This window comes from Bacterioplanoides sp., from assembly GCF_965226395.1.
In the GTDB taxonomy this organism is placed as follows: Bacteria; Pseudomonadota; Gammaproteobacteria; order Pseudomonadales; family Oceanobacteraceae; genus Bacterioplanoides.
In genome coordinates this window covers 459,888-472,481 of the sequence record NZ_OZ245358.1, presented here as the reverse complement: position 1 = coordinate 472,481, position 12,594 = coordinate 459,888, and the positions used below count along the sequence as shown (strand labels likewise).

Sequence of the window (12,594 nt, the reverse complement as noted above, 5' to 3'; positions counted from 1 at the left end):
ATGACCGTTCTTTTGTTAGGTTTATCGCCCATGCTGCTGGCAGATAACCTGAGCGAAAAGCGTATTCAACAGTGGCTAACGGCGATGCCATCGTTAACCAGCTGGCTGCATCAGCATCAGGAAGCGCTGCATTCTGAGCATATTATGGAAGAGTCCAGTGATATGGAGCAGGTGTTTGCAAAAAGTATCGAGCTGTTACGTGCCAAAGGTTTATATGACGAATTTAATCAGCTGACCCGCAAGCAGGGCTATCAGAATGTTGAGCAGTGGTCAGCGGCTTCCCGTGATATCAGCCTGGCGTATATGGCGTTGCAAATGGAACAGGAGCAGATCACCGTTGTCCAACTTGAAGAACAGCTGGCAAAGCTGGAGCAGGCTCCGGTTCCGGCTGAACAAAAAGCGATGATGACTGAAATGATGCAAACGTCATTGATGATGCTGATGTCAACTCAGGGTGTGTCTGACCAGGACAAACAGCTGGTGCGCCAGTATGCCTCTCAGATTGAAACGCAGTTTAATGCCCAGAATGATGACGACGGCAGCTCTCAAGCAGATCACGGCTCGTACTCAGATCATGACCATTAGTGGCTGATAACAGGTTGCATGACATTTAAGTCGTTCGTTGTTTGATGCGCAATACAGCGCAAGCGAGCTAAGCTTAACTATTATGATGCTATTGGCCAGCAACAGAGGTGTTGTATGAGTTATTCAACCGTTAAAGATGTACTCGATTACAGTCACAAAATCCATAAGCATGCCAGCAATTTGTATCAGCAATTACGCGATCAAACCCAGCGTGAACGGGTTGATATGATGTTGCAGTTGCTGGCCGATCACGAAGAACAGCTGGCGCGCTCGATGCAAAACCTGCACGAACACACCAGTCAGCGGGTATTGGAGGAATGGCATCAGTTTGAACCCGGCTCCATTTCCCAGGCGCTGGAAGGTTGCAAAGAGTATCATGCCGATATCTCGGTGGATGAACTGGTGCAGGTTGCTCTGAGAATCGATGACTATCTGATAGCGCTCTATCGTCAGATGGCCAGCGAAGCGACCAGTGTAGAAGCCCGACAGTTGTTTGATAGCTTGATTCAGCTGGAAGAAACCGAAAAAATGCGTACCGTCCGTGCTGCCTTGTCGGCGAACGACTGGTGATAAGCCGGCTAATGACTGGTGACGAACAACACCCGATACTCTTTTGATTAAAAAGTAACAGGAAACGCAACAACCGAATGATGCTATTACGATCTGCTTTATTGTTATTACTGCCTGTATTGGCATCCTGTACCACCAGTACCGTGTTGTTGCAGCCGTCAGAGCCAAAACCAAATTGCACCGCTCATGAAGGCGTTGCCCTGATTAACCGTGATGGAGTGCGCCTATCATTAGGACAGCGTCCTTCAGCCGGTTATGGTATTGATCATCGTATGACAGAACGTGATGGTATGGTAAGTATTCACTACCGTGAAACCCGCCCGGCTGAGGGGTATTTAACCGCTCAGGTCATCACAACTCCATGTGTGTATGTGGCGTTACCAGCCAATTGGCAAACAGCCCGGGTGGTGAACAAAGATAGCGGACAAACCTGGGAGTTCCGCTCGCCGCCGGTTTATAAGACAATTCCTGCTCAATAACATTTCGACAGCGGCGCCTTTCTTTATGGCCATTATTCTTGGCATTGACCCAGGGTCTCGTATTACCGGATTTGGGGTTATCAATTCAGTTGGACAAAAAAACGAATACATCACCAGTGGTTGCATCCGTGTGGGTGATGGTGAGCTGCCTGAGCGTCTGAAAAAAATCTTTGATGGTGTCACTGAGTTAATCGAAACCTATTCACCGCAGGAGTTTGCCATCGAGCAGGTATTTATGGGGAAGAATGCCGATTCAGCGCTAAAGCTGGGGCAGGCTCGTGGTGTGGCTATCGTAGCGGCGTCATTGCAGGGCTTGCCGGTTGGCGAATACGCAGCCAGAAGCATTAAGCAGGCGGTGGTTGGCAAAGGCAGTGCCACCAAAGAGCAGGTGCAGATGATGGTGCAGCACTTGTTGAAATTGCCGGGCAAACCTCAGGCGGATGCGGCGGATGCGCTGGCTATCGCGATTACTCATGCCAACACCCGCGCCAGCTTAGTGACTCAGGCGGGTATTAAAAGTTTTGCCCGTGGGCGGGTGAAAATCTAAACGCTGTTGCTGACTCTGGAAGCATCAGCTCTGTTCGGAATATTTTCAGCCGCCGCGCCGAAGGGCCGTCCATGGCCTGCCGCGCGGTCGCAACATCCTGTTGCTGCTTTTGAAAACATTCCGAACAGAGCGGATTATGCAGTGAACACAAGCCACTGAATTGAGCCTTCCCCCATTTTACTGATAGGCTAGCCGCTTTATTTAACGCAAGTATCTGAATTCCCATGATTGGTCGTCTGCAAGGCATCATCCTCGAAAAACAAGCTCCCGATTTATTAATTGATGTGAACGGTGTGGGCTATGAAGTCCAGGCTCCGTTATCGACGTTTGTCAGCTTAGGCAAGCCCGGTGATGTGGCGGTGATTTTCACCCATCTGGCAATTCGTGAAGATGCCCATCAGCTCTATGGTTTCAGTGATAAAGGTCAGCGCACCTTATTCCGGACGCTGATCAAAGTCAGTGGTGTTGGCCCTAAATTGGCGCTGGCGATTTTATCCGGCATGGACGTCAATTCGTTTGCCAGCTGTGTGCATGCCGAAGATGTAACGGCGTTAACCAAACTGCCGGGTGTTGGCAAAAAAACCGCCGAACGCTTAATTGTAGAAATGCGTGACCGCCTGAAAGAATGGCAGGCACCTGCTCCGCTGTGGGCAGCCGTCGATGAGGCCGAAAAAGCCTCGCGTGATCAGGTACTGGCCGAAGCAGAAAGTGCACTGGTCGCACTGGGTTATAAACCGACCGATGCTGCCAAGATGCTGAATAAAGTGGCCGCCGATGATGCATCAGCCGAAGAGCTGATTCGTTTGGCGCTGAAAAGCACGCTGGGTCGATAACAAGGTAATGCACTGTGATTGAAGAAGATCGCTTTATCAGCCCACAACCTGCCATGGGTGAAGAACGCCAGGATCGTGCCATTCGTCCGAAAAGTCTGGATGATTATATCGGTCAGCCGCATGTGCGTGAGCAAATGGAAATTTTTATTGGTGCTGCTCGTGCACGTGGTGAAGCACTGGATCATACGCTGGTGTTTGGCCCGCCGGGTCTGGGTAAAACCACGCTGGCGAATATCATTGCCGAAGAAATGGGCTCGCAGATTAAATCCACCTCTGGCCCGGTGTTGGAAAAGGCTGGTGATCTGGCCGCCATGCTCACCAATCTGGAAGAAGGGGATGTGTTATTTATCGACGAAATTCATCGCCTGAACCCGGCGGTGGAAGAGGTGTTATATCCTGCAATGGAAGATTATCAGCTGGATATTATGGTCGGTGAAGGCCCGGCTGCGCGTTCCATCAAAATTGATTTACCACCTTTTACATTGGTCGGAGCGACAACTCGCGCTGGCTTGTTAACCTCACCACTGCGAGATCGCTTTGGCATTGTGCAGCGCCTGGAATTTTATAATATCGACGATTTAACCGGCATTGTGGCGCGTTCCGGTCGTTTGATGGAGCTGGAAGTCGATGACCAGGGGGCTCGTGAAATTGCCCGTCGTGCCCGTGGAACCCCACGGATTGCCAATCGTTTATTACGCCGTGTGCGTGATTATGCTCAGGTAAAATCCGATGGCGTGGTGAATCAGGATGTGGCTGACGCGGCGTTGAATATGCTCAATGTTGATGCTCAGGGCTTCGATCATATGGACCGCCGTTTGTTACTGACTCTGTTGGAAAAATACGATGGCGGCCCAGCCGGTGTGGAAAGTCTGGCAGCATCGATTGGTGAAGAACGTGACACCATTGAAGATGTGCTGGAGCCTTATTTGATGCAACAGGGTTATATTACCCGTACCCCACGCGGTCGTATGGCAACGCGTCAGGCCTATCAGCACTTTGGTCTGGAATTACCCAAGCGTTTTCTGGCAGACGAGGCCGACTGATGGAATTTCGTTGGCCAGTGCGTGTCTATTACGAAGATACCGATGCCGGTGGCATTGTCTATTACGCCAATTATTTAAAGTTTTTTGAGCGTGCTCGCACGGAATGGCTGCGCCAGTTAGGGTTTAATCAGGAGCTGCTGCGCCAACAAGGTGTGCTATTTGTAGTGCGCGAAGTGAACGCCAGATATCTGCAACCGGCTCGTCTGGATGACGAACTTGAGGTCAGTGTGACCGTCGAAAAGATGGGTAAAGCCAGTTTTAACATGGCTCAGACGGTTTATCGTGTTTCCTCAGAGGGCGAGCAGCCCCTGGTCAGTGGCAGTGTTTCCATCGCTTGTATCGACAGCAGCGGTAAACCCAGAGCAATACCGGCAGACATACGGTCTGCACTGTAATTTATTAATGACTACAAACCGTCAGGAGTGTTTGTGAACGAATCCATGTCCATTATTTCGTTAATTGCTAATGCCAGCATTGTGGTGCAACTGGTGATGTTAATGCTGCTGGCCGCCTCGGTACTCAGCTGGATTGTGATTGTCCAGCGTAGCCGTTTGTTATCGGCCAGCCGTGATCAGCTGCTCGATTTTGAAGAGCGTTTCTGGTCGGGTGTGGATTTAAATGCCCTGTATCGCGAATGCCAACAGCATCCGACCCATAGTGCCGTTGAAAACGTCTTTATGGCCGGGCTGAAAGAATTCAGCAAAATGCGTCAGCAGAATACCAACGACCCGGATGCCGTCATGGCCGGGGTACAGCGTGCCATGCGCATCAGCATTACCCGTGAATCGGAAGCGCTGGATACCCATTTACCGTTTCTTGCGACCGTAGGTTCAACCAGTCCTTACATTGGTTTATTTGGTACCGTGTGGGGCATTATGCACTCATTTCAGGGATTAGCTGCGGTTAAGCAAGCAACGATTGCTACTGTTGCACCGGGTATTTCAGAAGCGCTGGTGGCAACGGCCATGGGCTTATTAGCCGCGATTCCGGCAGTGATTTTTTATAACCGCTTTGCCACCCGGGTTGATCAGATGGTAACGGGGATGCACACCTTTGCCGATGAATTTTCATCCCTGTTGTATCGTCAGGCGCATAAAATTCACCAGGCATCGCAGTCTGAAAAAGCCGCTAAAGTGGATGCGCAATAATGGAACCGATGGCACCTCCGGCACAAAAGCGCCGCCCCATGGCAGAAATTAATGTCGTGCCCTACATCGATGTGATGCTGGTGCTGCTGATTATTTTTATGGTCACGGCGCCCATGCTGGTGCAAACCGTACCCGTCGATTTACCCAATGTTGATGCCACACCAACCGAAATTGAACCGGAAGATAACACCATTATTGTGTCGGTGAATGCTGCAGGTTTGTATTTTGTTGAGCGCGGCGATGATGATCCTAAAGCCATGGCGCTGGCGGATGTGGCTGATTACGCCGGAAAAATTACCCGTCAGGTGCCTGCTACCAAATTGCTGATTCGTGGTGACGAAAACGTTGCCTATGGCAAAGTGGTGCAGCTGATGGGTGGTTTGCAGGCCGCAGGCATCAGTAATGTTGGGTTAATTACCGAAGCTCCGGACCCTCAGGCATCGCGCTGAGTGAGTTATAAGAATATGAGTTGGAAGAACCCAGACAGTTATGGTTTTGCCACCGTTATTGCCGTTGTGATTCATCTGCTGGTGGCGGGGTTATTTTTAATTGAGTGGCCGGATAGCCATTCTCAGCGTCTTGAGCCAACACCTCAACATATGATGGCAAATGTGGTTCAGGAGGAAAATAAAGCGGTAAAAGAGCGCCAGCGTAAAGCGGAGCAAGCGAAGAAACGCAAACAGCGTGAAGCGAAACGCCGTGCTGAAAAAGAACGACAGCGCAAGCTGGCTGCCAAGCGTAAACAAGAAAAAGCGCGTCAGGAAAAATTAAAGCAACAAAATCTGGCTAAACAAAAAGCGCAAGCCGAGAAAAAACGTAAGGCTGAAGCTAAACGCGTTGCCGAACAAAAAATTGCTCAGCAAAAGGCCGCGGCAGCACAAGCAGAACGTGAACGTCTGGAGCAAGAGCAGGCTATGCTTGAGCAGCTTGCGCAGGAAGAAGCACAAGCCGAACTAGAAGCTCAGAAACAAGCTGAGGAGCAGGAGGAGCGTTCAGCTAAAATAAAAGCTGAATATGCAGCTCAGATTAAGCAACTCGTTACATCTAATTGGAGTTTTAACTATGGAACGAATAGAGATTTAGAGGTTCTACTCAGAATTACATTGGTTCCAACAGGAGAGGTTGTGCAAGTACAAGTTATACATGCTAGTGGGGATGAGGCATTTGATCGTTTGGTCGAGCAAGCAATTTATAAAGCCTCACCTTTGCCAGTTCCTAAAGATATTGTGGAGTTTGAGCGAAACTTTCGTAATATCACGATGAAATTTCAGCCGGAGAATGCGTCATGACAGCTCGTGCTCTGATTCTTAATATAGTCGCTAGTATTGCAATAATATTTTCGAAAGGTGCATATTCTGAGTTGCTCATTGAAATCACGGAAGGTAAAGAAAGTGCCATTCCGATTGCGGTGGTGCCTTTTGCTCTGAGCGGCAATAACGAATTGCCGGAGGATGTCAGTGCAATTGTGGCCAATGATCTGGCTTCCAGTGGTTATTTCTCAGTGATGCCAGCGGCTAATATGATCAGTCGCCCGAGTGAATTATCTCAAGTGGTGTACCCGGATTGGTCGCGCTTGCAGCAGGACTTTGTTGTGATTGGCCGGATAAATACATCACCGACAGGTTATGCCGTTGAGTTTCATGTGCTCGATGTACATCAACAGGTTGAGGTATTTCGTCATCGGGTAAAAGGCAAAGCCAGCCAGCTACGCGATGTGGCGCATTACATCAGTGATTTTATTTTTAATAAATTGACCGGCGTTCGTGGTGTATTTTCCACCAAGCTGATTTATGTCACCACTAACCCACAACGAACCCGGTTTAATCTGAACTATGCCGATGCCGATGGTGCGCGTGAGCAACTGATTTTTAAATCCGATGATCCGATTATTTCACCGGCCTGGTCTCCAGATGGAAAAACCGTTGCTTATGTTTCATTTGAAAACGGTAAAAGCGAAATCTTTTTTCAGACACTGGCGACCGGAAAACGCGAGAAAATCGCGGCATTTCGCGGTTCAAACAGTGCTCCGGCATTTTCTCCGGATGGTAAAAAGCTGGCGTTTGTCCGCTCGCAGTTAGGCAATCCAGACGTTTGGATTCTGGATCTGGAAACACGTCAACTGGAGCGTATTACCCGCCATTATGGTATTGATACTGAACCTCAGTGGATGCCGGATGGTGAGAGTCTGATTTTTACTTCCAGCCGTGCTGGTGGACCGCAGATTTATCAGGTATCTCTGGCGGATAAAAAAGTAAAACGGCTGACGTTTGAAGGACGCTACAACGCCCGGGCAAGAATTACGGCTGATGGTCGCAAGATGGTATACGTGCATCAGTCGGCGGATCGATTCCATATTGCTTCACAGGAAATCAGAACGGGCAGAGTGCACATTTTGACCAGTGAGACCGAATTGGATGAATCGCCTAGTGTTGCACCTAATGGAAGTATGGTAGTTTATGCCGCAAGTGAGGCAGATCGCAGCATTCTTGCGGCGGTATCGGTCGATGGAGAGGTGAAATTCCGGTTACCATCGCGTTACGGCGACGTCAGAGAACCTGCTTGGTCACCAATTTTACAATGATTTTCAAACTAACTTCAGATTGGATAAATGGATATGCAAAAAACTGCACTGTATAAAGCTTTTGGACTGGCGCTGAGCGCGGCACTGATTTCTGCTTGTTCAAGCACTGGTGGTGTTGACGAGAGCGCAGCGTCTTCTGAGCCAACAGCAATTGAATCACAGGCTGCTGATGCACAAACCAATGCGGTTGAAGCTGGCGCGGTTGCTGGTCAGGCACTGGAAGCTCAGGCAAAAGAAGCTGAGCTGGCACTGTTGGAACTGACTGTTTTCTACTTCGACTTTGATCAGAGCACTCTGAAAGAAGAAGGCAAAGATGCATTAAAAGCACACGCGGCTTACCTGGCGGCTAATCCATCTGCACGTGTTGTACTGGAAGGTCACGCGGATGAGCGCGGTACGGTTGAATACAACCTGGCTCTGGGCGAGCGTCGTGCAATGACTGTTCGTCGTTTCCTGATGGCTAACGGCGCAAAAGCGGGTCAGCTGCAGGTAGTGAGCTTCGGTGAAGAACGTCCGGCTTCTGTTGGCCATGACGCTGCTTCCTGGGAAAAGAACCGTCGCGTTGAAGTGAAATACCAGAGCCGTTAATGAAAACCATCATCCTGCCTTTAGCACTGGCCTTAGCGGCTGGTGCTGTAGCAGAGGATGAATGGGTTTCGGTAGGTGCCAGCCGTTCGGTGGCACCTGCACAGCCTGATACCCAATCGCCATCCTCTTCGTCATCCTTATCTTTACCTTCCGCAACACATCATTCAGCTTCTTCAGAAGCGGATGCTGACTCCTCCGATTTGTTATCTGAATTATTACTGCAACTTGAACAGATGCAGCAGGAAATTGCTGAACTGCGCAGTCAGGTTGAATCTCAGGGGCAGCAACTCAGCGTGATGGAGCGTGACCAGCAAGCCCGTTATCTCGACCTTGATCGTCGGGTCGCCACTTTAAGCCAACCCAAAGCAGCGCTAAAACCGATTGCCGCTGGCGCAGGTTCGGCTGGAGCTATTACAGAGAGTGCAGCTCAGACAACTAGCCAGACAAATACGCAGACAAGCACACAATCCCCGGCTGAGGTCTATAAAGCGGCCATGACGCTGGTGCGTGAGAAAAAATACAGTGAGGCCAATAACGCCTTTACAGCATTTGTGCAGCAATACCCGAATGACAAACTGGTTGCCAACGCCTGGTACTGGAATGGTGAAGTGTATTTGGTGCAGAGCCAGTTTGAAGCAGCCAAAAATGCCTTTGAGCAGGTGGTGCAGAATTTTTCTGGCCATGGCAAAGCCGCCGATGCTACCTATAAGCTGGGTGTTACGTTTCACAAGTTGGGTGATGATCAGCAGGCACGTCGTTGGTTAACCCGCGTGATTGAGCAGTACGAGGGTCAGTCAGATGCAACCGTACGTCTGGCAAAATCGTATCTGAAGAAATTACCCACAGCGCAATAAACGCTTGTCCGGTGGCGCGGGCAAGCTGTTAACAGTGGCTAAGTTGCTGAAAAAGAAACTTTTTTTAAAAAAGTACTTGCCACTAAGAAATATGTCTGTATTATACGCCGCACTTCCGGGGTCGTTAGCTCAGTTGGTAGAGCAGTTGGCTTTTAACCAATTGGTCGCTGGTTCGAATCCAGCACGACCCACCATCATCAAACGGAAGTTAAGTGACTGATTTTATTAATGATTTTTCAAAAATGACTTGAAAATCAGAAAAAACGCAAGTAACATCGCGCAGCACTTATCGGGTCGTTAGCTCAGTTGGTAGAGCAGTTGGCTTTTAACCAATTGGTCGCTGGTTCGAATCCAGCACGACCCACCACTTATTCCTGAAAAGGGGAGAAAGCCAATGGTTTTCTCCCCTTTTTTTATGGTTTTTTATCATGAGCCAGAATTGGCCCGGGTATTGAAAACAACAACGATGGGTTGCAGCCGCTTGCACTTCAATCGAAAATAACTCGCTATGATAAAATGCTGACACCGAACACGCAGGTGATGAGAGAAAGATGACTGACGCAGTACAAACGCCACAACAGGTAATCCGTGAATACTGGTCAAAGCCGGAAGTAATTGAGCTGGACGAACGCGAATCGCTGAAGCAGGAGATTCGTGAGTTACTGGTGCAGGAAGATGCAACTTTGGTGGCTCATTACTACTGTGACCCGGAGATTCAGGCGCTGGCTGATGAAACCGGTGGCACTGTTGCTGACTCGCTGGAGATGGCGCGTTTTGGTCGTGATCATAAGGCCAGTACCTTGTTGGTAGCGGGTGTGCGCTTTATGGGCGAGACAGCCAAAATTCTCAGCCCGGAAAAGCGTATTCTGATGCCAACGCTGGAAGCCACCTGTTCACTGGATCTGGGTTGTCCGGTTGAAGAATTTTCTCAATTCTGCGATCAGCACCCGGATCGTACCGTGGTGGTGTATGCCAATACCTCAGCGGCGGTGAAGGCACGTGCTGACTGGGTGGTAACTTCAAGTATTGCACTGGATGTGGTGACACATCTGAAAGAGCAGGGTCAGAAGCTGATCTGGGCGCCGGATAAGCATCTGGGCACTTATATTCAGAAGCAGACCGGTGCCGATATGATCTTGTGGGACAGTGCCTGCATTGTGCATGATGAATTTAAGGCCAAAGGGGTTGAAGACCTGAAGAAGGTTCACCCGGATGCTGCGGTTCTGGTTCACCCGGAATCGCCGGATGCAGTTGTTCAGTTAGCGGATGTGGCCGGCTCAACCAGTCAGTTAATTGCTGCGGCGAAAAACCTGCCGAATGAAACGCTGATTGTGGCAACGGACAAAGCCATTTTTTATAAAATGCAGCAGCAGGCTCCGGATAAATTATTGATTGAAGCACCAACCGCCGGTAACGGTGCGACTTGTCGCAGCTGTGCCCATTGTCCGTGGATGGGTATGAATGAGCTGCGTAATATGCGAGACGTGTTAAAAACCGGCGATCAGGAAATTCTGATTGAAGAAGGTTTACGTCAGCGTGCGGTTATCAGCCTTGATCGTATGCTGAACTTTAATAAATAAAAGTGCTGGCATAAAAAACGCTCCGCTTGCTAAACAAAAATGCCGCCTCAGTTAACTGAGGCGGCATTTTTTATATCCGGTAGGTTTGGTGCCTGATTGCCGTGTCATTAATTGCCAAAAGAGGTTGGGCTATTGGCCATGACTCTGACCCGGCGAGTAATTGCCGCTTCCTGATGAAAGTCCTGCTGTTGCTTTGCTTGCTTTAAAGCCAGCTCCATCTGTCGTAATGCCTTGCCCTGAGAGCCTGTGGCAAACAGGTATTCACCATTTGCCCGATGAGCCAGAATCTTTTGCTGATCTTTGCCTGCGGCTTCGGCCAGTTTACGCCACACCAGCGGGTTGGTGAGACGTTGCTCTGACAAGTGTTTCAGCTGTTGCGTGGCTTTGTCATATTCCGTCGCGGCCATCAGGATACGAGCGTTGGTCATTTGCAGTTGGAAGTCTTCCGGCTGAAATACCAGTGCATCACTTAATACAGCCAGTGCGGTTTTAAAATCTTTCTTCTGTGCCAATAATTCGGCCTTCAGGCTGGTGAAGGCAATATGGTCGTTATAGGGCGCAACAATCTGATCCAGTATCTTTAAGCCATGCTCGGGCTGATCATTCTCCGCTGCAATCAGGGCTAATGAGATTTGGGCGGCGGCATAGCGCTGGCTGTTTTTGCTTTCCAGGGTCAGTTGATGTTCAAAGTGCGCTTGCTGGTCGGCTTCTTTTAATTGATAGCGCATTTGTGCGATGTTTTTCAGAATATCAAATTCGAAGCTGATTAAACGCGGGCGGCGCGGATAATTCTCAGCACGTCCGGCGGCATCAGCGACCCGGGTTTCGGTTACCGGGTGAGTTAATAAAAACTCCGGCGGGCGTTTGTAATAGCGGTTGGCGTTTGCCATACCCTGGAACATGCTGGGCATGGCGTAAGGGTCGAGTCCGGCGCCAACCAGCGCCTTCATACCAATCCGGTCAGCTTCTCGTTCCCAGTCACGGCTGTAAGCCAGGCGATTCTGAATGGATGCTGCCTGACTACCGACCAACCCGGCAAAACCGGCATCGGCATTGTTGGTGGCAATTAACAGAATGCTGGCCAATAAAGTGGCAATGGCCAGCGGTTGTTGTTTTTCAGCCTGTTCGATCTGGCGGGCAAAATGACGCTGACTCAGGTGCGCTAATTCGTGTGCCAGTACTGATGACAATTCGTCTTCATCCTGAGCGTGCAGCATGATGCCGAAGTTAATACCAATGATGCCGCCGGGTACCGCAAAGGCGTTTAATTCTGGTTGGTCAACAATGATAAATTCAAAGTCTGAGATTTTGACTTCACTGTGGGGAATCAGGCGGTAAATCAGATTTTCCAGAAACTGATTGGCCAGTGGTAACTCAATGGTGGGTGCCTGGCGACGCAGCTGGCGCAACCATAAGCGGCCTAAAGTATGTTCTTGCTGCAGCGATACATAGCCTGATGCGCTATCGCCTAAATCCGGAAGTTCGTTGTTGGCACCATTGGCATTGTGTATGGCAAATGGTAATGAGGCGAGCAGTGTAAAAAGGCAAGCTGCTGGTTTCAAAATAGGTTTCCCGATCCGTTTTTTCGTTCAGATAATGAGCTGAACGCTGGGCAAAGGCTGCTGATTATGTCGTATATGATCACGGTAGGCAGCATATCGGCCGAAAAGTTCTGCAAAACCCGGGCAAAGGTTTGCAAAGAATTCTGCGCCGAGTTCCGACTCTGTTACTGATACAGTGTAGCGATTATTATCAGTGAGGCTACTATTTATCGGTTGCTGCCACT

The 12,594-nt window shown here is 49.6% G+C and carries 15 protein-coding genes and 2 tRNA genes; 16 read left to right on the top strand and 1 reads right to left on the bottom strand.

The genetic code is table 11. The features are described from left to right. The 16 genes from ACO05E_RS02180 to nadA all read left to right on the top strand — a co-directional run bounded on the left by ACO05E_RS02180 (nucleotide 1) and on the right by nadA (nucleotide 10,808). On the top strand, nucleotides 1–585 hold the full coding sequence (locus ACO05E_RS02180) for a hypothetical protein (RefSeq protein ID WP_421722720.1): 585 nt from the start codon (nucleotides 1–3) through the stop codon (nucleotides 583–585). Between the two features lie 114 nt (nucleotides 586–699). Further along, nucleotides 700–1,155 carry a hypothetical protein gene (locus ACO05E_RS02175; protein WP_419811361.1) on the top strand — a complete coding sequence of 152 codons (456 nt, stop codon included), beginning with the start codon at nucleotides 700–702 and terminating at the stop codon, nucleotides 1,153–1,155. A 77-nt stretch (nucleotides 1,156–1,232) separates the two neighbouring features. After that, complete coding sequence (locus ACO05E_RS02170) at nucleotides 1,233–1,634, top strand: protease complex subunit PrcB family protein (protein WP_419811360.1); 402 nt, start codon at nucleotides 1,233–1,235, stop codon at nucleotides 1,632–1,634. Between the two features lie 25 nt (nucleotides 1,635–1,659). Then, entirely contained in the window at nucleotides 1,660–2,181 is a 522-nt protein-coding gene (ruvC, locus tag ACO05E_RS02165) for a crossover junction endodeoxyribonuclease RuvC (RefSeq protein ID WP_419811359.1), read from the top strand. A gap of 224 nt (nucleotides 2,182–2,405) precedes the next feature. Continuing rightward, nucleotides 2,406–3,014: a Holliday junction branch migration protein RuvA gene (gene ruvA, locus ACO05E_RS02160; RefSeq protein WP_419811358.1), complete on the top strand. Its 609-nt coding sequence runs from the start codon at nucleotides 2,406–2,408 to the stop codon at nucleotides 3,012–3,014. Between the two features lie 14 nt (nucleotides 3,015–3,028). Continuing rightward, on the top strand, nucleotides 3,029–4,057 hold the full coding sequence (gene ruvB / locus ACO05E_RS02155; RefSeq protein ID WP_419811357.1) for a Holliday junction branch migration DNA helicase RuvB: 1,029 nt from the start codon (nucleotides 3,029–3,031) through the stop codon (nucleotides 4,055–4,057). Further along, nucleotides 4,057–4,452: a tol-pal system-associated acyl-CoA thioesterase gene (ybgC, locus tag ACO05E_RS02150; protein ID WP_419811356.1), complete on the top strand. Its 396-nt coding sequence runs from the start codon at nucleotides 4,057–4,059 to the stop codon at nucleotides 4,450–4,452. Before ruvB ends, ybgC begins: the two co-directional genes overlap by 1 nt. Before the next feature lie 45 nt (nucleotides 4,453–4,497). Continuing rightward, nucleotides 4,498–5,205, top strand: a complete 708-nt coding sequence (gene tolQ / locus ACO05E_RS02145) for a protein TolQ (RefSeq protein ID WP_419813645.1) — start codon at nucleotides 4,498–4,500, stop codon at nucleotides 5,203–5,205. After that, nucleotides 5,205–5,654, top strand: coding sequence for a protein TolR (tolR, locus tag ACO05E_RS02140; protein ID WP_419811355.1), 450 nt, complete (start codon nucleotides 5,205–5,207; stop codon nucleotides 5,652–5,654). Before tolQ ends, tolR begins: the two co-directional genes overlap by 1 nt. Nucleotides 5,655–5,669: 15 nt before the next feature. Next, nucleotides 5,670–6,494 (top strand): cell envelope integrity protein TolA, encoded by an 825-nt coding sequence (gene tolA / locus ACO05E_RS02135; protein WP_419811354.1) that lies wholly within the window; start codon nucleotides 5,670–5,672, stop codon nucleotides 6,492–6,494. After that, nucleotides 6,491–7,786 (top strand): Tol-Pal system beta propeller repeat protein TolB, encoded by a 1,296-nt coding sequence (gene tolB / locus ACO05E_RS02130; protein WP_419811353.1) that lies wholly within the window; start codon nucleotides 6,491–6,493, stop codon nucleotides 7,784–7,786. Before tolA ends, tolB begins: the two co-directional genes overlap by 4 nt. A 27-nt stretch (nucleotides 7,787–7,813) precedes the next feature. Continuing rightward, entirely contained in the window at nucleotides 7,814–8,374 is a 561-nt protein-coding gene (pal, locus tag ACO05E_RS02125) for a peptidoglycan-associated lipoprotein Pal (protein ID WP_419811352.1), read from the top strand. Next, a complete protein-coding gene (gene ybgF, locus ACO05E_RS02120; RefSeq protein WP_419811351.1) occupies nucleotides 8,374–9,228 on the top strand; it encodes a tol-pal system protein YbgF in 855 nt (284 codons plus the stop codon). The genes pal and ybgF overlap by 1 nt, the downstream gene beginning before the upstream one ends. Before the next feature lie 118 nt (nucleotides 9,229–9,346). After that, nucleotides 9,347–9,422, top strand: a tRNA-Lys gene (locus ACO05E_RS02115). 97 nt (nucleotides 9,423–9,519) lie between these two features. Continuing rightward, nucleotides 9,520–9,595, top strand: a tRNA-Lys gene (locus ACO05E_RS02110). A 184-nt stretch (nucleotides 9,596–9,779) separates the two neighbouring features. Then, nucleotides 9,780–10,808 (top strand): quinolinate synthase NadA, encoded by a 1,029-nt coding sequence (gene nadA / locus ACO05E_RS02105; RefSeq protein WP_419811350.1) that lies wholly within the window; start codon nucleotides 9,780–9,782, stop codon nucleotides 10,806–10,808. A gap of 107 nt (nucleotides 10,809–10,915) precedes the next feature. On the opposite strand, the gene ACO05E_RS02100 is transcribed toward nadA, so the two are convergent. Further along, on the bottom strand, nucleotides 10,916–12,370 hold the full coding sequence (locus ACO05E_RS02100) for a M48 family metalloprotease (RefSeq protein ID WP_419811349.1): 1,455 nt from the start codon (nucleotides 12,368–12,370) through the stop codon (nucleotides 10,916–10,918). Nucleotides 12,371–12,594 lie beyond the last annotated feature (224 nt).